This is a genomic window from Corallococcus caeni (genome assembly GCF_036245865.1).
In the GTDB taxonomy this organism is placed as follows: Bacteria; Myxococcota; Myxococcia; order Myxococcales; family Myxococcaceae; genus Corallococcus; species Corallococcus caeni.
In genome coordinates, this window is record NZ_BTTW01000010.1 from 59,630 (window position 1) to 83,932 (window position 24,303).

Below are 24,303 nucleotides of genomic sequence, written 5' to 3' on the forward strand. Positions count from 1 at the left end.
GCAGTCCCCCGTCCCTCGGAGCGGTGCCCATCGGTCGAATCACGTCCGTGCATTACACCCGTGAATCCCTACAGGTCCGGCACGGGGCGGCACATGCACGTGAATGGAAGTCTCGTTGAGGCATGGGGCCGTCGTGCGCGTGCCCACCGCGCCACGCAAGAACCCCGCGTGCGGTCAGGCCCTCCGGTAGTAGCCTCCCGCGCTTACTTCCGATGCAACCCGCGCCCACTCCGCTCGCTGCTCCGTCCCCTTCCGTCCTCCCTCGCGCTTCGAGGGGTCTGGACCTCTGGCCGTTGCTCATCGTGGCGCTGGGTGCCTGGGTGCTGCGTGCGCTCGCGTTCTTCCATCGCTCCGGCGCCATGGGCTACCCCATGGACTACGACGAGGGCGTCTACTTCTCCGCCGCGTCACTCCTGCTGCGCGGAGACCTGCCCTACCGTGACTTCATCTTCGTCCACCCGCCCGGCGGCCTCCTGCTATGGGCTCCCGGCGCCGCGCTCACGCTGGGGCTCGATGCGGCCACCGCCTACGGCGTCACCCGCTACCTCGCCGCCGCAGTGGGCGCCCTGTGCGTGTTCCTCGCGGGCCGCGCTGCCTGGCGTGCCTGGGGGCCGCTCGCGGGCTGCGTGGCCGCGCTCGCGTATGCCGCGTATCCGGAGGCCGCCCTCGTCGAGCGGGGCACCTTCCTCGAACCCCTGCTCAACGTCCTGTGCCTGGGCTTCGCGAACCTCTGGCTCGCCCCTGGCGTCCACTCCCGCGCACGCCGCATCGGCGCGGGCGTGCTCCTGGGCCTCGCCATCTCCGTGAAGCTCCCCGGGGGACTGTGGCTCGTCGCCGCGCTGTTCGCCCGTCCGGGGAAGGAGTCCTGGCGTCACGCCCTCCTGCCCGTGCTCGTCGCGTTCGCGACCTTCGCCGTCGTCGTGGGCCCGCTGGCCGCGCTGTCCCCTTCCGAGTTCCTCCGCGACGTCATCACCTTCCAGGCCGTGCGCCCCGCGGACGGTGAGCCGGACCGCTGGCTGCGCCTGCGCGACATCTTCCACGAGCGCCGGCTGGGCGAAGTGCTCCTCGCCCTCGTAGGCCTGGGCACCGCGTGCGTGCGCGCCTTTCGCGCTCCCTCGGAACACCGCCCCGCCGCCCGCTTCTTCGCCTGCGCGTTCCTCCTCAGCGTGGCCCTGTTCCTCGCGTCACGGACCTACTGGAATCAGTACAACGCGCACCTCGCCGCTTCGGAGGCCGTGCTCGCGGGTCTGGGCGCTTCCGTGCTCCAGGCCTTCAGCGTGCGCTGGGGCCGCGCCACATCACGGGCCGTGGCCGCGCTCGTCATCGCCGCCGCGTTCCTGCCCGGTGCGTGGCACGTCGTGCAGAGTGGCCAGCAGCAGGCCCCGGACGTCACGGCGCTCGCGAAGTACCTCCGCACAGACGTTCCCGCGAAGGCGTGCCTCTTCTCCTTCGAGCCGGGCTGGGCGCTCGCGGCGGGCCGGCTCCCCATGGGGGCCACTCCCATCGTGGACGGCTACGCCACCATGCTCCAGGACGCCATGAGCACCGGCGACCGCTTCGACACCACCGACGAGGCCCTCTCCGCCCCCGAGGCCCAGCAGGCCCTGCGCGTCATGCTGGACTCCTGCCGCTTCGTCATCCTCGGCTGGAGAGGCACCTGGCAGCTCACGCCGGAGAGCCGGCCCTGGTTCAAGCAGCGCTTCGTCCGCCGCTTCCCCACGGGCGACACCGGCGGCGTGGACCTCTGGGAGCACCGCTAGACGGCGCCCTCCACCCCGGGCACCGGCGGCGCCACCTGCTCCACCACCGGCTTGCTCGACGACAGCGGCTCCGCCTGGCCAATCCAGTCGCGACCCAGTTGCTCTTGTACTTCCGGTTGCGACAGCGCATGCGGCCCGCGCAGCACCACGGCGCCAGGGCCCGCGTCCGTCCACTCCAGCGTGCCCACCCGCCACGGGTTCGGCTCCGCGGCCCGGCCCCACCCGAGCGTCCGCACCAGGTTCACCACGAACACCAACTGCACCGTGCCCAGGGCGAACGCGGCCCAGCTGGTCCACCGGTTCAACGTGAGCAGGTGCGCGAGGAACGTGTACTGGTACGGGTCATAGAGCCGCCGCAGCTGCCCCGCGTAGCCCGCCACCAGCTGGCCACCGAAGACGGCGATGAACAGCACCGCGCTCAAGAGCACGTGCACCTTCGCCAGCCGCTCATCCAGCGCGCGCCCGTACATGCGCGGGAACCAGAAGTAGAGCCCCGCGAACACCGCGAGGAAGCTGGCCGCGCCCATCGTCAGGTGGAAGTGGCCCACCACCCACATCGTCCCGTGCAGCGGCACGTCCGTCGCCACCGCGCCCAGCGCCAGCCCCGTGATGCCGCCCAGGCCGAAGACCACCATCGTCGCCAGCGCCGCGAGCATCGGCGACGTGAGCCGCACGCTGCCCCGCCACAGCGTCATCAGCCAGTTGAGGAACATCACCTCCGCGGGCAGGGAGATGAGCAGCGTCAGCACCATGAACGTACGCCCCAGCACCGGCGCCATCCCGCTGGTGAACAGGTGGTGCGCGTACACCGCGCCGCTCAGCGCCGTCACCGCGCCCATGGCCCCCGCCGTCAGCCGGTAGCCGTGCGCGGGCTTGCGGCTGAAGAAGGCCACGAAGTCCCCCACCATGCCCCACGCGGGCAGGATGAGGATGTAGACCTCCGGGTGGCCGAACAGCCAGAACAGGTGCTGGTACACCACCGGGTCCCCGCCCCCGCCCACCGCCGCCGCGCCCGCGATGAAGAACTGCGTGCCCGCCACCCGGTCCAGCAAGAGCAGCCCCGTGGCCGCCGCCAGCACCGGCACGAACAGCACGTTGAGCACCGCGCCGTAGAACAGCCCCCACACCACCAGCGGCATCCGCCCCCACGTCATCCCCGGCGCGCGGCAGCGCACCACCGTGACGACGAAGTTGAGCCCGTACAGGAACGCGGACACGCCCACGCAGAGCACCGCCACCGTCACCAGCGTCTGCCCCAGCCCCGGCGTGAACGCGGGCGTCGCCAGCGGCGGATACGACGTCCACCCCGCGCTCGCGGGCCCCAGCCGCACGACGAACGACACCAGCATCAGCGCGCCGCCCACCGCGTAGGCCCAGAAGCCGAACGGCGACAGCCGGGGGAACGCCATCTGCTTCGCGCCGATGGCCAGCGGCAGCACGAAGTGCCCCAGCGCCCCGAAGAGCAGCGGCGTCACCGCGAAGAAGATCATCAAGAGGCCGTGCATCGTGAACACGGCCGTGTACGCGGGCGGCGTCAGCGCGCCCTTCGACTCGGGCAGCGCCCACGCGAGCCCCGGCACCGGCTGCCCCGGCCAGGCCCACTGGAAGCGGATGAGCATGGCCAGCAGGCCGCCCACCAGCAGGAACAGGAACCCGCCCCACAGGTACTGGCGCGCCACGCGCTGGGGGTCCGTCGTCCACAGCGACTTCAAGAACGCCCCCGCCTTCATGGCGTCCTCCACACCCAGCCCCAGTGGGCCGCGGTGTCATCCGCGTCGTAGCCCTGCACCGCCTTGAGGCTCGCCTCGTGCAGCCACGCCGCGTACGCCTCCGGGGACAGCGCCGTCAGCACGCCGCGCATCCGGTAGTGGCTGGTGCCGCAGTGCTGGTAGCAGGCCGCCTCCCACGCACCTTCGCGCGCGGCCTGGAACCAGGTCTGGTTCACGCGGCCCGGGATGGCGTCCAGCTTCACGCGGAAGGCCGGCAGCGAGAACCCGTGCACCACGTCCGTGGAGACCAGCTGCACCCAGACGGGCACGCCCGCCGGCACGCGCAGGTCGTTCCAGGTGACGACGTCGTCCTTCGTGCCGAACGCGCCATCCGCGCCCGCGTACCGCGCCTCCCACGACCACTGGTGCGCGTTGATTTCAATGCGCACCGTGCGCGGGTCCTCGGTGGGGACGCGGAAGTTCCAGAGCACGTCGCGCAGGTAGCCCTCGGAGCCCAGGAACAGCGTCCCGTCCACCACGCCGAACACGCCCAGGGCCAGCCCCAGCACCCACGCCCGTGAGCGCCGCGTGCCTCCGTCCGGCGCCACCTTCCGCGCGCCCCGGAAGCGCACCACCGCCAGCAACAACCACCCGAGCATCACCGCCGCCAGCGCGAGGTCGAAGCCATGGCTCCTGGCCAGCAGCGCGTCGATGCGGTCTCCCGTCGCGCTCGCGTTCTCCGGCGGCGACAGGCTCCACGCCCCTCGCGCGGGCGGCACCGCCAGGGGTGCCTGCGCATCCGGGGGCGCGACGTCGTTCGCGGACGCGGGGGACAACGCAGGGGACTCCGCCATCACGGCTGCTCCTGTTCCACGGGGGCCGAAGCCCGCTCCTCCCGCGCTGCCCGTCGGGCCGCCCAGAGCCCCACGCCCACCAGCGCGAAGGGCACCAGCATCAGCGCCAGCAGCAGCTCGCCCGCCCCGCCCGGAGACTCCGGAGCCCGGGCCGTGCAGGAGGGACACGCCATCGCCACCGCCGGCGACAGCGCCCCGAGGAGCCCGAACCACAGCCCGAGCCCGCCTCGGAGCCCGGAGGACAGGCGCTCCGCCGTCAGCGACCGGCAGCCTCCCCACCCGCCCGTCGGAGCGCGTCCACCCGGGGGCTGGAAGTGAGCCTGGGACATGCCTCCGGGCTAGCACGCACCCAACGTCCCCTCAAGGCGCACCCCGTCCGTCCCGCGGCGGCCACTCTCCCTCATGCCTCGCATGCGGCCAGCCCCTACCCCGGCGTGCCCGCCGCTTGTGCGCCCCCCGCCGATGCCGTACGTGCCGACCATGTCCGTCGAATCGCCCTCGTCCCCGTCCGCCCCCCGCTCCCGTCCCGTCCGCCGCTCCTGGATCTGGGCAGGCATCGCCGTGGCGTCGCTCGGCTTCATGGGGGTGGCGGTGCACGAGCTGGTGCAGGGCCGCTCCCAGCCGCCGCCCCGGCTGGGCGCCCTGCCGGACTTCACCTTCACGCGGCAGGACGGGCAGCCCTTCGGGCTGAAGCAGCTCCGCGGCCACCCGTTCATCGCCAACTTCATCTTCACCCGCTGCCCCACCGTCTGCCCCGTCTTCACGCAGAAGATGGCGCGCGTGCAGGACCACACCGCGAAGCTGGGCACGGACCTCCAGCTGGTGTCCTTCTCCGTGGACCCGGCTTACGACACCCCGGAGCGGCTGGCCGAGTACGGGAAGAAGTACCAGGCGGACTTCACCCGCTGGAACTTCCTCACCGGCGACTACGCCACCCTCAAGGACACCATCGTCCAGGGCTTCAAGATCAGCATGGGCCGCGAGCCCGGCGCCGCCGAGGACGACCTGCTCTCCATCTTCCACGGCACCCACTTCGTGCTCGTGGACGGCACCGGGGAGATCCGCGGCTACTACGACAGCGCGGACCCGGAGGCGACCCAGAAGCTGGAGACCGACGCCCTCCGCCTCACCCGCGAAGAGGGCTGAGCAGCCCCGTTCCTGATCGCGCCCGCACTCCGGGTGCGCCCCCGCGAGTCACGTTCCACCCTCCACCCCGGGCCCGGCGAGGCCCCCCGGAAACGCGAAGGGCCGGCGCCCCGCCCATGACGGACGGGGGACCGGCCCTGCTGGGGGCTTCCGCGCGGCGGCATGGCCCGCAAAGCCGAAGGGCCAGCCCCACCTCGCGGTGAGCACTGGCCCTCGTGCCTGAGTCACGCCAACTTCAGCGGGGAACTCAGTTGATGAGCGCCGCCTGGGCGTGGGCGAACAGGTTCTGCACGTTCTGCTGCGCGGGCTGGGAGGCCAGCGCGCCGACCTTGTCCGCGCCCTGCTTCACGGTGGTCGCGATGTCCGCGATGGACTTCACGGTGGGGGCGAACTTGGTCAGCTGGGACAGACCGGCCAGGGGCCCCTTGGAGAGCAGGGACGCGCCGGAGTCGATGAACTTGTCCACGAACGGCTTGGCCAGCTTGCCCAGGCCGAACGGGAGCTTGTCCAGGAGGCCGCCCGCCAGACCCTTCAGGCCGCCCGTGATGGCGCCCATGGGGTTCTGCACGAAGCTCAGCGCCTTGCCCGCGATGTTCGCGACGCCGCCGGCGACATTGCTGACCGTCTTCGCGATGCTGCTGACAACCTTGCCGATGCCGCCCATGGTGATACCCCCTGCTTAAGTCTGGTTTGGAGAGTGTGTGCCGAAGTGAAGCTGCAAAAGGATTCTCGGAGGGGGGAGGAAAATGTTTCCTCCGAATTTCCGATCTATTTCACGGGGATTCCGGGCGGGCTTCAGCCGCGGGTTCCGCCGCCGCCCTTCTTCAGCTGGTCCATCAGCTCCTGGCGCTTCGCCTCGTCGTCCGGGGCCTTGGGGGCCGCGCCCGTGGGGTTCAGGCTGGGCTTGCCGGCGGCGCCGCCGCCCTTGCCGGCCTCGAACTCGGACTTGGCGAAGGGGTTGCCCTGGCCGGGCAGCTCACCCTTGGCGCCCGCGACCAGGAACTCGCCGACCTCCTCCACCGAGTGCACCGGGAAGCCGTTGGCCTTCAGCTCCTCGTCGGACACGACGTTGAGCATGGGCTCCTTGTCCTTGTCCTGGGCGTACTCGAGCACCAGCTCGACGTAGTCCTCCAGCTTCATCCCCACCGCGTCCGCGATGCGCTTCGTCTCGGGGTCCTTGAGGAGCTCCGCGCGGACGACTTCCACGGGACGGGACAGACCACGCTTCTTGCCAGGGGCTTGCTGGGACATGTTTTTTCGCTCCGGAGAGGAGAGGAAAGACGGCGGGGAACAACTCTAGCCCATCTTTCCAGTAGTACCCATTCCCCCGCCCGGGACGGACCCGCCCCCCTCTTAGGACACCCCTGGCCGGGGGTCCCCTGGGGTGGGTTTCAGCGGACCGCGTTGCGGGGCGCGCCCTTGCGGGCGGAGGCCGGGGCCTTGCGCTTGGGGAGGATGCGGGTGACGGAGCCGGGGCGCCGGGCGACGGCGGCGGCGCGCTCCTTCTCCTCGGCGGCCTTCAGCGCCGCGGCGCGCGCGGCCAGCTGCTCCGCCTGCTGCGCCCAGCGGCGCTTGAGCGCGTCACGCAGGCCGTCCGTCTGCAGGTCCACCTGCGCCTGGTTCAGCCGGTAGTGCAGGTCCTCGCGCAGCGTGCCCCGGGTGAGGGCGGCCATCGCCGTGCCGGAGACGCCCACCACCACCTTGGGCCGCTCCTCCTGCATCTGGAGGCAGCGCAGGATGAGGCCCTGGGCGTCGAGCGGCAGCTTCGCCACGTCCGCGATGAACACCACGCCGTTGGGCTGCCGCAGCGCTCCCGCCAGCTCCGGCGCCTGGCGCACCTCCGTGAGCGGGACGCCGAAGTTGCGCGCGGCTTCCTCCGCCCAGGCCCTGCGCTCGTCCTCCGTCCCTCCGTGGATGATCAACGAGGCACGGTTGGAGACGAGGTCCTCTTCTCGATAACCGCGAAGAGCCACGGGATGCCCTACCCTTCTGGGAAAGCGGGTCCTCCCAAAGTCTAACGCCCTCCCGGGTTGCCTGTTCAATCCCTTACTTGCGGGAAAAAATCAGGGACCCGTTTCAGGAGGAGCCAGGGCACTGGACGCCCGTTCCCGGGTCATGCGGAGGGCACCACCATCACGGGCTTGCGGCAGCGCAGCACCAGCTGGCGCGCCACGGCCTCCTCCAGCGCGTCCGGGACGACCTCACGGCGCGCGGAGGTGCCCACGCAGACCAGGTCCACGCCCTCGCGCTCCGTGGCCTGGCAGATGGCGACCGCCACGTCGTCCCCGCTGACCCCCTCCACGCTCCAGTGCACCGCCCGCGCGACGACGTCCTGGGGCACCTGCTGCCAGAGCCGCTGGAGCACGACGTCCCGCTCGCCGTCGGGCTCCGGCAGCACGCCGTGGAAGTCCCGGGGGCCCCGCTCTCGGCCCCGGAGCCGGTGCACGTGCAACAGGTGCACGCGGCCGCCCGGGCCCACCAGCGAGCACGCCTGCGCGATGGCCTGGACGGACGCGACGGTGAAGTCCACCGGCACCAGGGCGCTGCGGGGCGGCGGGAGGCGGCGCGGCTCGCGCGCCCCGGGCGGGATGCACGCCACGGAGCGCTCCGCGTGGCGCAGCACGCCCTCCGACACGGAGCCGTGCCACAGCCGCTGCACGCCGCCGCGCAGGTGCATGCCCACCACCGTCAGCTCCGCGCTGCGCGCGTGGGCCACGTGCAGCAGGTGGTCCGCCGGGCGGCCATAGCCGGGCTCCAGCACCACCTCCACGCGGCCCTCCCCCTCCAAATCACCCAGGCGCTCGCGCACCTCGCGCATCAGCACGCGCTCCACCAGCGGATCCAACCCCTCCATGGTGCGCTCGCGCGCGTCCAGCCGCTCCACGTGCACGGGGGTGTGGATGCCCAGCCGCTCGCGCTCCTCCAGCGGCGAGCACACGTACGTGGCCAGCACGTCGCACCCGCCCACGCGCCGCAGCTCCCGCAGGAAGGTGATGGCCGCGTCGGACGTGGAGGACCGGGGGTCCACCCCCACCATCACCATCAGCCGGCGCCTTCCCCGGGCCCAGTCCAGGAGCGCCGTGTCCCGGCGCACCGCCAGCACCGGGGCGCAGCCGTGGCGGGCCAGGCGCTCCGCCAGGGACGTCTTGCGCCAGGCGGACGTGCGCCAGCCCTCCGCGGCCACCACCACCAGCCGGGCGCTTCGGCACTCCTCCTCCCCCAGCAGCGACTCCACGGAGGCGCCCCGCAGCATGCGAGGCTCCACCGTGCCCGTCAGCGCCCTCAGGCGCGCGGACTCCGCAGACAGCCCGCCCTCCGCCGCGGACAGGGCGTCCGGGGCCTCCGTGTCCGGGACCTCGTCGTCCACGCCCAGCAGCAGCAGGGGCTCTCCCAGCCGGCAGGCGAGGGTCGCCGCGACGGTGGCCGCGTGCGCGGCGTCCGCGGACAGGTTGGTTGCGCAGATGATGGCCATGGCGGGCCCCCCCGGGGAGGCGATGCCCGCTGGAGCCTCCCCCGCCGGGAAGGATGCGCACGCCGGCCACCCGGTGGCGTGACGCCGTCCATGCCGGCCTGCCTGCCCCTCAGGGCGGGGCGTCCGGGCGCCCGGGCCCCGGGCACGGCCCTAGCGCAGGAGCTGCTGGTGCCCGTCGTGGTTGGTGTGGTCCTGATTCTCCCCCGCGCCACCGCGCTGGTTCTCCCGGCCGAAGGAGGCGAGGAACACGCCCTGCGCGCTGCTCGCGTACTGGTACGGCCGGCCCCAGGGGTCGCGCGGCACGGCGTTGAGGTACCTGGGCACCAGCATGTCGTCCAGGTTGCCCTCCTCCGGCAGTTGCCCCCCGTGGTCGGCCTGGTAGCGCTCCAGCGCCCCCAGGATGACGGTGAAGTCGGCGTGGATCTGCTGGGTCTGCTCGGGGTCGCGGCGGCGGAAGGCGGTGAGCACCAGGGCCACGACGAGCGCCAGTCCGAACACCACCGCCACCCAGGGCAGCGGAGAGCGGCGGGACCTGTCGGGGACGGCGGACGGGGAGGAGGTGGCGGCCATGGCACGCCCACCCTACCGCGTCAGAGCGCGCGGTAAAGCGGCACCGGTTGCTGCTTGCCCTTCAGGCGCACCGGCGGCAGGTCCTCGAAGGCCGTCTCGTTCGCGTCCACCAGCTCCCGCGTGCGCTCGCCCACCAGGATCTCCCCCGGACCGGCCAGCGCGCACAGCCGGGCGGCCACGTTCACCGCGTCGCCAATGCAGGTGTACTCGGCCCTCAGCGCGCTGCCGATGTTCCCGGACACCACCACGCCCGAGTTCAGCCCCACGCCCAGCTCCAGCACCAGGGGCCGGCCCTCGCGGCCGTGGGCCACCCACTCGGCCTCCGCGATGGCGCGCAGTTCCGCCACGGCCTCCATCATCATCTTCGCGCACTGCAGGCCCCGGAGCGCGTCGTCCGGGCGGCCCACAGGCGCGCCGAAGACCGCCATCAGCCCGTCGCCCAGGAACTTGTCCAGCGTGCCGCCGCAGGTGAGCACGGCGTCCGACAGCCGGCCCAGCACCTGGTTGAGCACCGCGACCACCTGCTCGGGGGGGAGGCTCTCCGCCAGGCCGGTGAAGTTGCGGATGTCCGCGAACAGCACCGTCACCTCGCGCTTCTCGCCGGCGAGCACCGCCGCGTCCGCGCTCTTGAGGATCTCCTCCACCACCGCGTCGGACGTGTAGCGCGCGAACAGCTTGCGCATGCGCTCCGTCTCGCCCGTGCGGCGCACCACGCTCTCGATGCGCGCCGCCAGCTCGTCCAGGGACGCGGACTTGTTCACGTAGTCGTCCGCGCCCGCGCGCAGGCCGCGCACGCGCTCCGCCTCCCGGTCGTTCGCGGTGAGCATGATGACGGGGATGGCGCTGCGCGGGCCCTCCTTCAGCCGCCGGCACAGCTCCACGCCGTCCAGCCCCGGCATCTCCAGGTCGCTCAGCACGATGGCCGGCTGCAGCCGCCCCATGCCCTCCAGCGCTTCATACGGGTCCTGGAAGCAGAGAACTTCGTAGCCCAGCGCCACCAGCCCCTCCTGCACGAACGCGCAGGCCAGGGGGCTGTCGTCCACCACCACCACGCGGCGGCGCCCCTCCGTCGCGGGCCGCGGCAGGTCCTGCCGGCCGACGATCCGGTTCTGCACGCCCAGCGCTTCGTAGATCTGCTTGTACGTGCAGTGGCCCTGCTCGACGAGGATCTCTCCCAGCCGCCGCCCGTCGCGCCGCTGCCGCGCCAGGGCCTCGTCCAGCTGCGCGAGCGTCACGTACTTGAGCCCCACCAGCAGCTCGCCCAGCGGCGGCTGCGCGGGCCCCTTGTCGTGGTTCAGGCCCAGGGCCTCTCCCAGCGCGTCTTGGATCTGCTCGCGCGACACGTAGCCCAGGGAGATGAGCGCTTCGCCCACGCGCTGGCCGGTGAGCGCCTGCAGCGCGAGCGCCTCCTGCACCTGCCCCGGCGTGACGACGCCCAGCTTGAGCAACAGGTCACCGAAGAGGGGATTCGAGGCACTCACGCGGCAACCTCCATTCGCTCACCGTAGCCCAACCCCGCCCCCCGGCCCAGCCCACCCCGGGGGCAGGTCTCACCCATGCTGGAACACCCGGCCGAAGGCGAGGACGATCTCCAGGATGATCAACGCGACGATCATCACCTCCAGGATGTGCGAGCGGTCGATGTCCACCTCGCCCTTGAGCAGCCCATACGTCTGCGCGAGCAGCTGCTGCTTGCGCGTGACGGAGGCCTGCCACGCGGGGATGCGAAGGCGGCGCACGGCGCCCTCGTAGACCTTGGCCAGGTAGAAGTCGCCGATGATCTTCAGGCTGTTCTCCACCCGCTCCACGAATTCGTTGAGGTCCACGAGCGTGCCCAGCGTCTCGCGCGCGAGGCTGCGGTACGGGCTGCGGAACAGCGTGAGCCAGCCGGGCTTGCGCGCCTGCACCTCGTCGTGGATGCGCGCGATGTGCTTGTCCAACCGCTCGTCGTAGTAGCGGAACTCCAAGAGCTGCGCGTTGGCGATCTCCAGCAGGTCCGGGATGTCGCGCGAGCCGGACGGCTCGTAGACGAACGCGCTGTTCCAGTCCACGACGACCAGGTCGTGGGCGGTGTAGCTGAAGCGCACCTGGGTGACGGCCTCGCGCTCGCGCGGCGCCAGCGGCGCGGTGGTGCTCTCCCCCAGGAGCAGCCGCGCGATGTCCGCGCGCTGGAACAGCTCCTCCGCGGAGGGGTTGCCCTGGATGCGCTCGGCGAAGATGACGGTGTAGCTCTCGCTCTGGTCCCAGAGGTGCGGCCCCTGCACGGCGGCGGAGATGGTGCGGCGCACGCCCTCCACCAGCTCCCGGGCCAGGTCCTCCAGGGCCTGGCTGTCATAGAGCTCGTCGGCGACGTGGGTGAGGGTCTCCCAGGTGGTGCCGGGCGCGACGGGGACGCGCAGGATGATGGACGCGGCGCCGTGGTCGAACAGGCGCGCGGTGGCGTCCACGGTGACGGGACCGCCGCGCAGCGCCAGCGGCCTGCGTCCCAGCTCATAGGCCACGGGCGGGTTGGGCAGCTGGATGTACTGGCTGTTCTCACGCGACAGCTTCAACCGGCGCGAGTCCTCCGACAGCGCCTTGCGCGCGCGCTCCAGGTCGATCTCCTCCGCGATGTCGAACGTGCGGTAGCAGAGGATGTGGGCCTGTTCGAAGAGCAGCGTCATTCCGTCGGGCGCGGACATGGTGCGCGGAAGCCTACTCCGCGATGTCGTCCCACAAGACGCGAAGTTCCAGCGCCAATGCCTCGAATGGCTCCGCGTAGACGGTCTCCGCGTCCTGATGGGTCCCCAGCAGCAGGTAGTGGGTGCCTTCCAGCCGGAAGACCTCCAGCGTGTACTGGAGCGGGTCCACCAACCAGACGTGCTTGACCCCTTCCCGGGCGTAGATGGGCAGCTTGCGGAACCGGTCCAGCCGGGACGTGGAGGGGGACAGCACCTCGCACAGCCAGTCCGGCGCCATCGTGATGCCCACGACGTCAGGCATCTTGGGCACCCGCTCCCGGCGCCACCCCGCGAGGTCGGGGACCAGGACGTCCTTGCCCAGGTGCAACTCCGGCTCGGGCAGGAAGAGCCACCCCCCAGGCCCCCCTCGTCCTCGGCCAAAGGGATTGCGAAGCTCCCCGCCCAGCTCAAATGCCGCGGAGGCATGCCGCGCCGTCGGCCGGGGGCTCGCGTACAGCTCCCCGTTCACGAGCTCCCCCACCTGGTTCGGCGGGAGCGCTTCCAGGTCTGCGTAGGTGGCGGGCTTTCGGGTCATCTCTGGGAAGAAGAACCTAGCAGGTAGGGACATGCCCGGACACTCTCATGCCCGTCTGACACGTGTACCCCGGCGGCCGGGAGCCCCGGAAGGGCCCCCGGGCCTGAAACATTTCCGCTGAAACATTTCCGGATGTTTTACTCAGTCGCCGCCACCCTCGGGCAGCTTGATGCCAATGCCTGCCGGGCCCGGGCCGTCGTCCGGCAGGCTGCCGATGTGGCCGGGCGTGGGGATGGGGCGGTCTCCCGCCTGACGCTTGTTGTCCTGTTCGTCTTCCGGAAGCTGCGGTTCCTTCCGGGGGCTGTCGTGCTCACCCATGGCGGCTCCTTCGCGCGTTGAGAGGGTTTGACCTCTCCCAAGCTAGGGAGCCCGCGCCCCGGCTGGCACCCCGTCCCTGCCGGCCCGCGGGGCATGCGGGGACACGAGCGGCGCGAATGTTTCAGGCGCCCCGGGGCTTCGCGGGCGGCGTCAGCGACGTGCGCACGTCCCACAGCTCCGGGAAGAAGCGCAGGTCCAGCGCCTTGCGCAGGAAGCCCACGCCCGACGAGCCGCCCGTGCCCTGCTTGAAGCCGATGATGCGCATCACCGTCATCATGTGCCGGTAGCGCCAGAGCTGGAACCGCTCCTCCGTGTCCACCAGCTTCTCGCACATCTCATACGCATCCCAGTGCTTCTCCGCGTCCGAGTAGATGCGGCGGAACACCTCCATCACCTGGGCGCTCTTCTCATACGGCTGACGCCAGTCGCGCTCCACGTGGCTTCTGGGAACGTCGTGGCCCATGCGCGACAGGTGGCGCAGGAACTCGTCGTAGATGCCCGGCGACTCCAGCAGGCGGTCCAGCTCCGCGTGCACGCCCGGCACGTGCTTGAAGGGCCCCAGCGCCGCGTCGTCCTTGTTGCCCAAAAGGAACTCCAGCGCCCGGTACTGGAAGCTCTGGAAGCCGGACGCGTGGCCCAGCGTGTCGCGGAACTCCAGGTACTCGTTGGGCGTGAGCGTCTCCAGCACGCTCCACTGCTCGAAGAGCATCCGCTGGATGTGCGCGACGCGCGCGAAGATCTTGAAGGACGGCTCCAGCCGGTCCGCCTGGATGTAGCGGATGCAGGCGGACAGCTCATGGATGAGCAGCTTCATCCACAGCTCGCTCGTCTGATGCTGGACGATGAACAGCAGCTCGTCGTGATGGGGAGGCTGGGAACGGGGCACCTGCGCGGACAAAAGCCGGTCCAGCTGCAGGTAATCACCATAGGTCGTCCGGCCCGCGAGGTCCGTGACGATTCCAGGCTCCAGGTCGCGTTTGCTCATGGCCCGGGCACTCATGCACACCAACTCCCTCGCGGCGCAAGCACATCCTCCGCGCGGTCAATCCAGCCACGCTCCTCCAGACGGAAGAACGGGTCCACCACCTCTGCCCGGGCCGGGGCAACTGTACTGCTTAAGCGTTCTTCTGAGCGGCTTCCGCGAGCGCCTTGGAGGCGGCGCGGCCACGGGGCAGCTTGATGTCCTCCACGCTGTTGGGCTCCGCGTAGTCGGCCCACTGGGAGGGACGGCGGTTGGTCTTCTCCAGCATGCGCAGCTTCTGGTAGTGCGCCGCGCAGTAGCCCTTGGTGCGGCTGGGCTTGCCGCAGCCCTTGATGGCGCACTCACGGGCGCCGCCTTCCGCCGCCGCCGGCTTGCGGCCCCGGCGCTTGCCGCCCACCGCCGCCACCGGCGCGCTCACCGCCGCCCGGCCCGCCGGACGACCCACGGGACGACGGCCGGCCTTGCCCGCCGCGGGCGCGTTCGCGCCGAAGAGGGGGCCCACCACCTGGGCCAGGGGCGCCAGCCGCTCGGCCACGCTGCGCAGCGCGTCCAGGTCCGCCGTCCCAGACTCCAGACGAGACACCACGTCACGCAGGGGCTTGAGCTGGACTTCAATCTCGTTGCGAATCATCTCGCGGAACGCCTTGTCAACTGACATTTCGAACAATCCTCGGTTTAAGGGGGGAGCATTGCCTTGGCGTGAACCGGCACGCCGGACTACCAATACCTTCCAGAAAGGCAATTGTCGAAGGAAGCGATAAAAAGTTGTGACGCCGCTGCGTATCAGCAGGCGTGAAAGGCCCGGGAAATGGGGCTCGGCGGCGCTTTCAGCGCCCTTTTCACGCATCCCAATGCAGGGGTTCCAACAACGCTCCGCGACTGGAGGCGGGGGGGTGCTGCGAGCGCTCCAGCAGTTCCTCGTACGTCAGTGCGAGGTCATGTCCCAGTTCCGCCAGTTCCTCAGAGTCCAGGGACGCGGACAGCCGGGGGAGCACTGCGTGTTCCGTGGCCTGCACATGCGCCACGACCCGGTCTTCCAGGGTGAAGAGGCGCGCCTGCCACTCGACGCCGCGAGGCGTCAGCTCCTGCAATTCCTCCATCAGCTCGCGCAGGGTGAGGTGGTCTTCCGCCTCCTCGCGGGCGCGGGCGCGGCCTTCCACGCGCGTGAGCAGCGGCTGGACGCAGCGCTCCTCCAGGCGGGAGTGCAGGCGCAGCAGGCGGGTGAGGTCCTCCTGGTCGTGCGACAGCTCCTCCACGTCCGGCTCCGAAGCCAGCCGCTCCAGCAGCGCCTCCAGATCGCGGTGTTGTTGCAGGAGGATGTCGAATGGGCCGGCCATGCCCTCAAGCATCAGCACGGCCCCGGAAGCAGACAACCGGCCCCCTTCCCCACGGCGGCGCCGGAGTGAAAGGCAGCCTGCTGGCGTGCATGCCCCTTTCGCGGTGGCGGCACCGGTGGAGCCCCTGCCCGCCCGCCTGGTACCGGGGTGCCAGCCCACGAGGGCGGCTGCATCTTCTGCTCCACCGTGGAAAACCCACTCACCCGCGTCCAACAGACCGTCTTCCGTTTCGCGGAGCGTGGCGCCGCGCTGTCCGCGCGCTACCACCGCGCCCGACTGATGGGTGCTGAACACCTGCCCAGGCAGGGGCCGCTGCTGCTCGTGGGCAATCACGGTGTCTGGGGATACGAGACGCCCGCCTTCTTCCACCTCGTGCACCAGGCCACGGGGCGCTATCCGCTGGGGTTGGCGGAGCGGGGGTTCTTCAAGATTCCCCTCGTGCGCACGGTGTTGCCCTGGCTGGGCGGCGTGGAGGGGACGCGGGAGAACGCGCTCCGGTCGCTCCAGGAGGGACAGCTCGTCGTCTGTTATCCGGGCGGCGCGCGGGAGACCTTCAAACGCAGCCAGGGCCGCTACCGCCTGAGATGGGAGCGCGCGCTGGGCTTCGTGCGGCTGGCCATGCAGGCGGGGGTGCCGGTGGTGCCCTTCGCGGGTTTTGGGGTGGATGACACCTTCTTCTGGCCTCCGGACGAGGACCGCTGGTGTGTGCGCCTGGCCGCGGAGGACAAATACCGCATGCCCCTGGTGATGGGATTGGGTCCGCTGCCGCTGCCCGTCCAGCTCACCTTCGCCGTGGGTGAACCCCATGAACCGCCGCCGTCGGGTGCGTCGGAGTCGCGCGTGCAGGCCTTCCGCGACCGCGTGGCCGCCAGCGTCCGGCGCCTGCTCCTGAGGGCCTGCCATGCTTGACGCCTCCGCCCCCGCCGCCGTTTCGCCTCGCGCCCGCGTGCCGCCGCTGGTGCCGGACGTGGAAGACATCCAGCAAGGCTATGAACAGCTGGAGTGCGAGGAGCGCGTCATCCGGGGCACGCCGGTGCGGCTGTTCACCTTTCCCCAGGGGAACAGGGATGTATCACGCACCGTGGTCTGTCTTCCGGGCCTGGGCGCCAGTGGCCGGTCCTTCGCGCCCATGGAGCCGCTGGCCCAGGCGTGGAACCTGCTGTTGTGGACGCCGCCCCTGAAGACGCCCGCGACGCATACGCCGTTGCAGTGGAACCTGTCCGTGCTCAACCACCCGGAGGCGCGGCTGCCGGAGCGCTTCGCGTTGATGGGGTCTTCCTATGGAAGCCTGCTGTCCATCGCGTATGCGTTGGAGCACCCGGAGCGGGTGAAGGCGCTGGTGCTGGTGTCGCCGGTGGCCGGCGTGCGCAAGGTGCGGCGGCTGGCGTTGACGCTGTCCACGCTGGTGCGGGCGCCCCGGCCGCTGGCGTATGTGTTCGCGCCCACGGTGGCCCGGGTGCTGGGCGGCCGGTGGCTGCCGCCGGAGGGGCGGGCGGAAATCGTCCGCGAGGCCCGGCGCCTGTCGTCGCTGGAGCTGATGCGGCGGTTGCGCGACATCCTGGCCGCGGACTTCCTGCACCGGCTGCGGGAGCTGCGCGTGCCCACGCTCATCATCGAGGGCGGCCGCGACCTGCTGGTGCCGCCCGCGGCCGCGCGCGACGTGGCGGCGCATGTGCCGGGGGCCCGGCTGGAGTTCCTGGAGGCGGCCAGTCACCTGCCGTACATGAGCCACCCGGAAGCGTTCAATGCGAGCGTGTCCGACTTCCTGTCGCGGCACCCTGACTGAGCAGGCCTTATCTCTATCGTCGGGGGAACATCCGCAATGACGACCGCCGCCGATCACCTGTCCCGCTCCGCGCTGTTGTTCCTGTCTCGCCAGTCCAACCTCAAGGACGTGGCCACGCGGCTCAAACCCTTTCGCGAGCTGGCGTCGCGCTTCATCGCGGGGGAGACGCTGGAGGAGGCGGTGGACGCGGTGCGGGCCCTCACGGCGAAGGGGCTGCTGGCCAGCTTCGACCACCTCAACGAGGCAGTGCGCTCGCCCCAGGAGACGCGCGACGAGGTGCGGCACTACCAGCGGCTGCTCGCGCGCATCGACCAGGTGGGCGTGAAGGCCAACGTGTCGCTGAAGCTCACGCAGTGCGGCCTGTTGTTCGACCGGAACCTGGCGCTGCTGAACGCGCGGGCGGTGGTGGCGGACGCGGCGGCGCGGGACTCCTTCGTGCGCGTGGACATGGAGGAGAGCGCCGTCACGCAGGTGACCCTGGACATCGTGCGGGACCTGCACTCGGAGTTCGGGGAGACGCACGTGGGGGCGGTGCTCCAGAGCTACCTGCGGCGCACGGAGGAGGACGCGAAGGCCCTGTGCGCCGAGCGCGTCCGCATCCGGCTGTGCAAGGGGGCCTACCTGGAGGGTCCCGACGTGGCCTTCCCGGACAAGAAGGACGTGGACGCGAACTTCGTGCGCTGCATGCGCATCCTGCTGGACAGCGGCGTGTATCACGGCATCGCCACGCATGATGAGCGGATGATTGACGCCACGCTGGAGTACGCCGCGCGCCAGCATCTGCCCAAGGGCGCCTTTGAATTCCAGATGCTGTATGGCATCCGGCGCGACCTGCAGGAGCGGTTGGTGAAGGAAGGCCATCCGGTGCGTGTCTATGTCCCGTATGGGAAGCACTGGTATCCGTATTTCATGCGACGGCTGGCGGAGCGCCCGGCCAACCTGTGGTTCGTGATGCGCAACCTGATGAAGGGATAGGCCATGAGGAACCCCTACGCCGCCGCGTATGTCGCCGGGGCCGTGGGCACCGGCGCCCTGGGGGTGCTGGTCAGCGTGCGCAATGCCACCCTGGGACACGCGCCGCCCTACGCCGCGCGAAACATCGCGCGGCACGTGCTGGGCCGGCTGTTCGGGCGGAAGCTGTCCCGGCATGAGGCGTCGCGGTGGGCCTTCGCGCTGCGCGCGGGCTATGGCCCCCTGCTGGGCATGGGCTGGGGCCTGGTGCGCAGGCGCACGTCGAAGTGGACCCTGCTGCACAGCGGCGTGCTGCTGGGCCTGGGCGTGCTGGCCTTCGAGCGCGCGGCCTTCCCCGTGTTCAAGGCGACGGCGCTCGCGAACACCTGGTCGCGCGCGGAGCACGCCTGGCTGTTCGCGCAGACGGCGGTGTTCGGCGTCGTCACCGAGGCGACGATGCGCTGGCTGGTGAAGGAGGAACCCACGACCCCTTGATCAACCGCCGGGCGGCTCCGGTGGCGCGTCCTTCCTCGGATGTCCGGGCCGTCCGCGCCGGCCCTTGTCGTGGGCCAGCTCCGGGCGCTTCTCCGCCAGCCAGGCGATGGCGTGGGCGGAGCTGGGGATGGTGAGCATCAGGAACGCGGCGACGAGCAGCCCTCGCAAGAAGAGCCAGCCGTCCGCCGTCGCCAGCGTGGCGCCGATGATGACCAGCGCCCCGCCGAAGGGCACCGCGCCCGCCGCGTGCACGCGCGTGAGCACCGAGGGCAGCCGGTACATGCCGATGATGGCGGCGGTGATGAAGAGCAGGCCCAGCGCCACCAGGGCGTCGGACACCCACTGCACGGCGGCGGACATCATCGGGTGTCCTCCTCGTCGTGGAAGGTGCGGCCGTGGTGCAGGAAGCGGGCGCCCGCCACGGTCTGCACGTAGGAGAGCAGGGCCAGCACCAGGGCCGCGTCCAGGTAGCCGGCCTCGCCGCGCGTGGCGCCGTACAGCGCCAGCACCGCGCAGATGACCAGGCCCAGGGTGTCCACGGACATGAGCATGTCCGCCGAGGAGCGCTGGCGCGAGGCCAGCAGCACCAGCGCGCCCAAGAGGCCCACCATCCACACGATGGCCAGGGTGAAGAAGGTCTCGTGCATCGCAGGCCGCCTCCCTACGGGAACACCGCGCGCTGGTAGCGCTGGTAGAAGTCGTCCTGCTGCCGCAGCAGCCGGTCCGGATCCGACGCGTCCAGCGCGTGCATGCGCATCACGCGCCTCTCCCAGTCCAGCTCCAGCAGCACCGTGCCCGGGGCCAGGGACATGACCCACGAGGACACCTGCACGCCGCGCGCGGTGCGCTCGCCCATGGGGACGTCCACCACGCCCGCGCGGTCCGCCAGGTCGCCGCGGCCGAAGATGACCCTGAGCACCTGGAAGCAGCTGCGCGTCACCAGCACGGCCAGGGCCCAGCCGAAGCGGGGCAGGTGCAGCGTGCGCCGCCAGTGCTCGCCAGCCTCCAGGACCGGCGGCAGGCCCGCCAGGGGGAACAGGCGCATCACGCCCAGGGCCAGCACCGCGCCCAGCGCGAGGTCCACGGGGTGGAAGCTGCCCACCATCAGCGCGTACAGCAGCGCCAGGGCCAGCATGTGCACGAGGGTGCGGAGGCTCATGGCAGCGTCCCCAGGCCCTGGATGGCGTCGCGTCCGGCGCGCAGGAGCGGCTCCGGCCAGAGGCCCGCGGCGATGAGCGCCAGGGACAGCGCGTACACCACCGCGCCCGTGCCCCGGTGCAGGGCCGCGCCCTCCCTCAACCACCGCTCGCGCTGGTAGGCGCGGAAGAGGGCCAGCAGCGACAGGGCGCTCGCCAGCACCACCAGCCCCGCGAGCCAGGCGTGCCCCTGCTCCAGCGCCGCTCGCAAGAGCCAGGCCTTGGCCCAGAAGCCCGCGGTGGGCGGCACTCCGGCGGTGCTGAAGGCCGCCACCGAGTAGGCCCTGCGCGCCCGCTCGCCGCCCCGGTCCTGCGCCAGGAACAGCGCCGTCTTGTCCACGGAGCCCGCCAGCGCCAGCGCTACCGCCGCGCACAGGCCCTCGCGGCCCGCCAGGCTCAGCGCGGCGATGATGAGCCCCGCATGGGAGATGGACGCGTACGCGAGCACCTCGCGCGTGTCCCGGCGGGAGAGCGCGAGCACGGAGCCGTAGAGGATGCTCGTCGCGCCCAGTATCTCCAGCAGCGGCCGGGCCTGCGCCAGCACCTGCGGCAGCACGTCCGCGCCGAAGCGCAGGAGCCCATAGCTGCCGATGTTCGCCAGCGCCCCCGCGAGCAGCGCCGCCACGGTGGGGCCCGCGTCCCGGTACACCGCCGGCGCCCAGAAGTGGAACGGGAAGAAGCCCAGCTTCACCCCGAACGCGCACAAGAGCAGCGTGCCCGGCACCATCAGCGCGAACGGCGGCCCCGCCTGTCCCCACGCGATGATGGACAGCATGTCCAGCGTGCCGGTGGTCAGGTACAGCATCACCACCGCGGAGAGGAACAGCGTGGACCCCATCAGGTTCACCACCACGAAGGTGAACGCGGCGCGCAGGTTGCGGGGCTTCTCCCCATACGACGCCAGCGCGAAGGCGGACGTCATCGCCAGCTCGAAGAAGACGTAGAAGTTGAACGCGTCCGACGTGAAGAACACCCCCGTGAGCCCCGCCCCCATGAAGACCACCAGCGCGGGGAAGCTGCGCGACGTGATGCCTCCGGCCACGTGCTCGTACACGAGCGTGCCCAGCAGCACCGCCGTGGACACCAGCGCGAACACGATGGACAGCTGATCCGCGCGCAGGCGGATGCCCACGCCCACCGGCCAGTCCCCCGTGACGAACTGGGGCGCCTGCGCGCTCCAGGCCTGGGGCAACAGCCACGCCGTGCACACGAGCGTGCCCGCGAGCCCCGCGATGGCCAGCCACGCCACCCACGCGCGGCGCCCGTCCAGGAAGGCCAGCACCGCGCCCATCACCCACGGCAGGAGCAGCGGTCCCCAGAGCGGCATCAGTGGCCCTCCCCCGGCTCCACGGCGTGCACGCGCTTCAGCTCCGCCTCCACCAGCCGGTCCGTGCGCAGCGAGCCGTGCGCCCGCTGCGTGCGGTGCACCAGCGTGAGCAGCAGCGCGGACACCGCGAAGCCGATGACGATGGCGGTGAGCGCCAGCGACTGGAGCACCGGGTCCGTCACCGGCCAGCCGGGCCGCACGCTCAGCGCCTCGCCCCGCTCCGGGAAGGAGCCCGCGAGGATGAGCAGGACGCTGGAGTTGGTGATGAGCACCGTGCCGCACGCCACGCGCACCAGCTCCCGCTCCAGCACCATGCGCACGCCGCACGCGAACAGCAGGCCCACCACCAGGGACGCGATGAGGATCATGGCCCGGACTCCTCTTGCGTCCCGGTGCGCAGGGCGAAGCGGTCGATGACGGTGACCACCAGCCCGAAGACGATGAGCATCAGCCCTCCCTCGAAGATGAGCGCGGTGTGCAGGTGCAGGCCCCCCACGCCCACCTCCGCCTGGTCCGGGCGGGGGAAGAGGGTCATGGGCGTGTAGCCCGCCAGCACCGGCAGGAACGCGGTGCCCACCACGAGCAGCAGCCCCACGCCCGCCAGCGGCGCCGCGTACCGCACCGCCACGTAGCGCCGGGTCTGGTCCCGGCCCGTCACCACGTACTGGAGCAGCACCGCCAGCCCCGCCAGCGCCCCGGCCGGGAAGCCGCCGCCCACCGACGCGCCGCCCTTCAGCCAGAGCGAGAGCGCGATGATCAACGACGGCCACAGCAAGAGGCGCGACAGGGGCGGGACGAAGGAGATCATGGCCTCAGCGCCTCCCCTTCAGGCGCAAGAGGCTGGTGACGCCCAGGAGCGCCGCGACCACGACGCTCATCTCCCCCACCGTGTCCAGGCCCCGGAAGTCCGTGAGCACCGCGGCCACGACGTTGGGCGAGTGCGCGGCCTCCGCCAGTTGCACCGTGCGCGCACCCACGCGGTCGGCGTGCAGATGGGACAGGGCGCTCCAGCTCAGCAGGAAGGCGCTCGCGCCCGCGACCGCCGCGGCCAGGCGGTCGCGTCCGCGCGGGTTCTGGGCCTCGTGCTGGGCGCGCTCGAGGCGGGCCCGGGGGAGCAGGGCCAGGAGGCCCGCGAAGAGCAGCGTGAAGGTGGTCTCCACCAGCACGGAGGTGAGGGCCACGTCGGGCGCGGCGGCGAAGGCGAACACCATGGCCAGGCTGAAGCCCACGCAGGAGATGAGCAGCACCAGCCGCAGGTGCCCCTTCGCGCGCAGCGTGGCCAGCGCGGCGGCGGACGCGAAGGCCAGCGCCATCACCAGCGTCACGTCCGCCCAGCCCACCGGGCCCACCTTGAAGCGGTCGCGCAGCGGCGTCACGCCCAGCACCGCCAGGCCCAGCAGGCCCGTGGGCACCAGCACGGACGCCACCCGGTCGCGCAGGTCGCGCACCTCCTTCTCGTGCAGCCACGTGGACAGCCGGTCCAGCTGGTGCAGCAGCAGGCGGTAGCCGCGCTCGGCGCCCACGCGGGACCCGGCCGCCAGCCCCCGGGAGAGCGCGCGCGTCCAGGCGTGGCGCGTGGCGAAGAGCAGCGCGCCCAGGGCCCAGGCCCCCACGGCGAGCAGGTTCTCCGCGCGCGCGTCCAGGTGGTACGCGAGCTCCAGCGTGGAGGGCTCGCCGCGCATCGCCTCCGCCGCGGCGCGGGCGGGTTCGACGAGGAGCCCCGGCACCAGGCCGCCCAGCAGGATGACCGCCGCGAGCACGACGACAGGGGCCACGAGCAGCCGGGGCGCGGCGGGCGCGTCCTGGCGCGGCCCTCCGAAGAGGCCCCACCACAGGCGCAGCGTGTACGCGAGCGTCAGGCCCGCGCCCACGAGCCCGGCGGCCATGAACGCGGGGCCCCTGCGCGCGAGCGCGTGGAAGAAGACCTCGTCCTTGAAGAAGCCCACGGTGAGGGGCAGCGCGGAGAGCCCCGCCGCCGCCACGGCGCTGGCGGCCGCGAGCACGGGGAGCGAGTGACGCAGGCCGCTGACCTCCGACAGCTTCTTCTTGCCGGTGACCTGGGTGACGGCGCCCGCGGTGAGGAACAGGGCGGCCTTGCACGGCGCGTGGATGGCGACGTAGAGCGGCGCGCCCTCGGAGCCCAGCGCCACCAGCACCAGCGCGTAGCCGTACTGCGCGATGGTGGAGTACGCGAGCACGCGCTTGAACGGATCCGCCACCAGGGCCATGAGGCTGCCCATGCCCATGGACAGGAAGCCGATGGCGAGCAGGCCGTCGCGCACCTCCGTGGCCGGGGCGAACAGCGGGTAGAGGCGCTGGAGGAGGAAGACGCCCGCGGCGACCATCGCGGCCGAGTGCAGGTACGACGACACGGGCGTGGGCGCGGCCATGGCGCGCGGGAGCCAGAAGTGGAACGGCACCTGCGCGCTCTTGCCCAGCGCGCCCACGGCCAGGCACACCAGCGCGCCGGTGGACGCGGGGCTGTGCGCGGCGCGCTCGATGACGAGCGGCAGGGAGAAGGTGCCGTACTGGAGCCCCAGCGCCATGGCGCCCGCGAAGAAGACGACGGAGGTGGCGCCGGTGAGCACCAGGGACAGGAGCGCGGCGGCGCGCGACTCGGGGTCCTCGCGGTCGAAGCCGATGAGCAGGTACGAGATGATGGTGGTGAGGTCCAGCGCCACGAACAGCAGCAGCAGGTCATCCACGGTGACGAGCAGCACCATGGCGGCCATGAACGCGAGCATCAGCCCCTGGAAGCGCACCTCGTCGCGCGCGGGCCGGCCCTCCTCCGCCAGGTGGTGCGGCATGTACGCGCGCGAGTACAGGACCACGAGCGCGCCGATGCCGAGCGCCAGCGCGGCATAGAGGCCGGACAGGCCGTCGCGCGTGAACTCCAGCGACAGGCCCCACGTGGGAGCCCAGGGGAGCACGAGGCGCGCGGGCGCCTGCGTCGTCCACTCATGGACCAGCGCCCCCAGCGCGGCGAGCGCCCCCGCCGCGCCCATCCAGGCGGCCGCGCCCGGACGCCACCGGCCCGCGACGTACGCGAGCGGCGCGCACGCCAGGGCCAGGAGGATGGGCAGGAGGAGGGGCATGGGCGGAGCCGCCCACGTTAGGAGTGGCCCGCCGACGCAGGCACACAACC

The 24,303-nt window shown here is 71.7% G+C and carries 28 protein-coding genes; 6 read left to right on the top strand and 22 right to left on the bottom strand.

Annotated features, from left to right (window positions below):
* The first annotated feature begins 302 nt into the window (after positions 1–302).
* On the top strand, positions 303–1,760 hold the full coding sequence (locus AABA78_RS33110; RefSeq protein ID WP_338269668.1) for a glycosyltransferase 87 family protein: 1,458 nt from the start codon (positions 303–305) through the stop codon (positions 1,758–1,760).
* On the opposite strand, the gene AABA78_RS33115 is transcribed toward AABA78_RS33110, so the two are convergent.
* The 3 genes from AABA78_RS33115 to AABA78_RS33125 are packed head-to-tail and all read right to left on the bottom strand — an operon-like array spanning position 1,757 to position 4,652.
* A complete protein-coding gene (locus AABA78_RS33115) occupies positions 1,757–3,490 on the bottom strand; it encodes a cytochrome c oxidase subunit I (protein ID WP_338269336.1) in 1,734 nt (577 codons plus the stop codon). The genes AABA78_RS33110 and AABA78_RS33115 overlap by 4 nt on opposite strands.
* Complete coding sequence (locus tag AABA78_RS33120) at positions 3,487–4,323, bottom strand: cytochrome c oxidase subunit II (protein ID WP_338269337.1); 837 nt, start codon at positions 4,321–4,323, stop codon at positions 3,487–3,489. The genes AABA78_RS33115 and AABA78_RS33120 overlap by 4 nt, the downstream gene beginning before the upstream one ends.
* Positions 4,323–4,652 (bottom strand): hypothetical protein, encoded by a 330-nt coding sequence (locus AABA78_RS33125; protein WP_338269338.1) that lies wholly within the window; start codon positions 4,650–4,652, stop codon positions 4,323–4,325. The genes AABA78_RS33120 and AABA78_RS33125 overlap by 1 nt, the downstream gene beginning before the upstream one ends.
* Before the next feature lie 151 nt (positions 4,653–4,803).
* On the opposite strand from AABA78_RS33125, the gene AABA78_RS33130 reads away from it, so the two are divergent.
* Positions 4,804–5,469, top strand: coding sequence for an SCO family protein (locus tag AABA78_RS33130; RefSeq protein WP_338269339.1), 666 nt, complete (start codon positions 4,804–4,806; stop codon positions 5,467–5,469).
* A gap of 247 nt (positions 5,470–5,716) precedes the next feature.
* On the opposite strand, the gene AABA78_RS33135 is transcribed toward AABA78_RS33130, so the two are convergent.
* The 12 genes from AABA78_RS33135 to AABA78_RS33190 all read right to left on the bottom strand — a co-directional run bounded on the left by AABA78_RS33135 (position 5,717) and on the right by AABA78_RS33190 (position 15,403).
* Positions 5,717–6,133: a hypothetical protein gene (locus AABA78_RS33135; RefSeq protein ID WP_171422256.1), complete on the bottom strand. Its 417-nt coding sequence runs from the start codon at positions 6,131–6,133 to the stop codon at positions 5,717–5,719.
* Positions 6,134–6,264: 131 nt separating this feature from the next.
* Positions 6,265–6,720, bottom strand: coding sequence for a hypothetical protein (locus AABA78_RS33140; RefSeq protein ID WP_171422255.1), 456 nt, complete (start codon positions 6,718–6,720; stop codon positions 6,265–6,267).
* 140 nt (positions 6,721–6,860) lie between these two features.
* On the bottom strand, positions 6,861–7,442 hold the full coding sequence (locus AABA78_RS33145) for a sigma 54-interacting transcriptional regulator (RefSeq protein WP_338269340.1): 582 nt from the start codon (positions 7,440–7,442) through the stop codon (positions 6,861–6,863).
* A 140-nt stretch (positions 7,443–7,582) separates the two neighbouring features.
* The gene (locus AABA78_RS33150) at positions 7,583–8,941 is read right to left on the bottom strand and encodes a universal stress protein (protein WP_338269341.1); all 1,359 of its coding nucleotides are present in this window, start codon (positions 8,939–8,941) and stop codon (positions 7,583–7,585) included.
* A gap of 150 nt (positions 8,942–9,091) precedes the next feature.
* Positions 9,092–9,511 carry a type II secretion system protein GspG gene (locus AABA78_RS33155; protein ID WP_171414201.1) on the bottom strand — a complete coding sequence of 140 codons (420 nt, stop codon included), beginning with the start codon at positions 9,509–9,511 and terminating at the stop codon, positions 9,092–9,094.
* A 20-nt stretch (positions 9,512–9,531) separates the two neighbouring features.
* On the bottom strand, positions 9,532–10,992 hold the full coding sequence (locus AABA78_RS33160; protein WP_171414200.1) for a cyclic di-GMP-binding domain-containing protein, MshE-related: 1,461 nt from the start codon (positions 10,990–10,992) through the stop codon (positions 9,532–9,534).
* Between the two features lie 69 nt (positions 10,993–11,061).
* Positions 11,062–12,192 (bottom strand): hypothetical protein, encoded by a 1,131-nt coding sequence (locus tag AABA78_RS33165; RefSeq protein WP_171414199.1) that lies wholly within the window; start codon positions 12,190–12,192, stop codon positions 11,062–11,064.
* A 13-nt stretch (positions 12,193–12,205) separates the two neighbouring features.
* Positions 12,206–12,766: a Uma2 family endonuclease gene (locus AABA78_RS33170; RefSeq protein WP_338269343.1), complete on the bottom strand. Its 561-nt coding sequence runs from the start codon at positions 12,764–12,766 to the stop codon at positions 12,206–12,208.
* A 141-nt stretch (positions 12,767–12,907) separates the two neighbouring features.
* Positions 12,908–13,084, bottom strand: coding sequence for a hypothetical protein (locus tag AABA78_RS33175; protein WP_338269344.1), 177 nt, complete (start codon positions 13,082–13,084; stop codon positions 12,908–12,910).
* Between the two features lie 121 nt (positions 13,085–13,205).
* Positions 13,206–14,069 carry a tryptophan 2,3-dioxygenase gene (locus tag AABA78_RS33180; protein WP_338269346.1) on the bottom strand — a complete coding sequence of 288 codons (864 nt, stop codon included), beginning with the start codon at positions 14,067–14,069 and terminating at the stop codon, positions 13,206–13,208.
* A 130-nt stretch (positions 14,070–14,199) separates the two neighbouring features.
* The gene (locus tag AABA78_RS33185; RefSeq protein ID WP_338269347.1) at positions 14,200–14,724 is read right to left on the bottom strand and encodes a cell wall protein; all 525 of its coding nucleotides are present in this window, start codon (positions 14,722–14,724) and stop codon (positions 14,200–14,202) included.
* 181 nt (positions 14,725–14,905) lie between these two features.
* Positions 14,906–15,403 (bottom strand): hemerythrin domain-containing protein, encoded by a 498-nt coding sequence (locus AABA78_RS33190; protein ID WP_338269348.1) that lies wholly within the window; start codon positions 15,401–15,403, stop codon positions 14,906–14,908.
* Positions 15,404–15,589: 186 nt separating this feature from the next.
* Between AABA78_RS33190 and AABA78_RS33195 the strand changes: the two genes are divergently transcribed.
* From AABA78_RS33195 to AABA78_RS33210, 4 genes are read left to right on the top strand one after another with little or no spacing between them, the layout of a single operon-like run.
* Complete coding sequence (locus tag AABA78_RS33195; RefSeq protein ID WP_338269349.1) at positions 15,590–16,312, top strand: lysophospholipid acyltransferase family protein; 723 nt, start codon at positions 15,590–15,592, stop codon at positions 16,310–16,312.
* The gene (locus AABA78_RS33200) at positions 16,305–17,189 is read left to right on the top strand and encodes an alpha/beta fold hydrolase (protein WP_338269350.1); all 885 of its coding nucleotides are present in this window, start codon (positions 16,305–16,307) and stop codon (positions 17,187–17,189) included. The genes AABA78_RS33195 and AABA78_RS33200 overlap by 8 nt, the downstream gene beginning before the upstream one ends.
* Before the next feature lie 36 nt (positions 17,190–17,225).
* A complete protein-coding gene (locus AABA78_RS33205) occupies positions 17,226–18,164 on the top strand; it encodes a proline dehydrogenase family protein (protein ID WP_338269351.1) in 939 nt (312 codons plus the stop codon).
* Positions 18,165–18,167: 3 nt separating this feature from the next.
* On the top strand, positions 18,168–18,635 hold the full coding sequence (locus AABA78_RS33210) for a hypothetical protein (RefSeq protein ID WP_338269352.1): 468 nt from the start codon (positions 18,168–18,170) through the stop codon (positions 18,633–18,635).
* On the opposite strand, the gene AABA78_RS33215 is transcribed toward AABA78_RS33210, so the two are convergent.
* From AABA78_RS33215 to mbhE, 7 genes are read right to left on the bottom strand one after another with little or no spacing between them, the layout of a single operon-like run.
* A complete protein-coding gene (locus tag AABA78_RS33215) occupies positions 18,636–18,998 on the bottom strand; it encodes a cation:proton antiporter (protein WP_338269353.1) in 363 nt (120 codons plus the stop codon).
* A complete protein-coding gene (locus tag AABA78_RS33220) occupies positions 18,995–19,282 on the bottom strand; it encodes an MrpF/PhaF family protein (protein ID WP_338269355.1) in 288 nt (95 codons plus the stop codon). The genes AABA78_RS33215 and AABA78_RS33220 overlap by 4 nt, the downstream gene beginning before the upstream one ends.
* 14 nt (positions 19,283–19,296) lie before the next feature.
* Complete coding sequence (locus AABA78_RS33225; protein ID WP_338269356.1) at positions 19,297–19,794, bottom strand: Na+/H+ antiporter subunit E; 498 nt, start codon at positions 19,792–19,794, stop codon at positions 19,297–19,299.
* Complete coding sequence (locus AABA78_RS33230) at positions 19,791–21,158, bottom strand: complex I subunit 5 family protein (protein WP_338269358.1); 1,368 nt, start codon at positions 21,156–21,158, stop codon at positions 19,791–19,793. Before AABA78_RS33230 ends, AABA78_RS33225 begins: the two co-directional genes overlap by 4 nt.
* A complete protein-coding gene (locus AABA78_RS33235) occupies positions 21,158–21,526 on the bottom strand; it encodes a sodium:proton antiporter (protein ID WP_338269359.1) in 369 nt (122 codons plus the stop codon). Before AABA78_RS33235 ends, AABA78_RS33230 begins: the two co-directional genes overlap by 1 nt.
* Positions 21,523–21,966, bottom strand: coding sequence for an MnhB domain-containing protein (locus AABA78_RS33240; RefSeq protein ID WP_338269361.1), 444 nt, complete (start codon positions 21,964–21,966; stop codon positions 21,523–21,525). The genes AABA78_RS33235 and AABA78_RS33240 overlap by 4 nt, the downstream gene beginning before the upstream one ends.
* Before the next feature lie 4 nt (positions 21,967–21,970).
* Positions 21,971–24,253, bottom strand: a complete 2,283-nt coding sequence (gene mbhE, locus AABA78_RS33245) for a hydrogen gas-evolving membrane-bound hydrogenase subunit E (RefSeq protein ID WP_338269363.1) — start codon at positions 24,251–24,253, stop codon at positions 21,971–21,973.
* Positions 24,254–24,303: the final 50 nt, after the last annotated feature.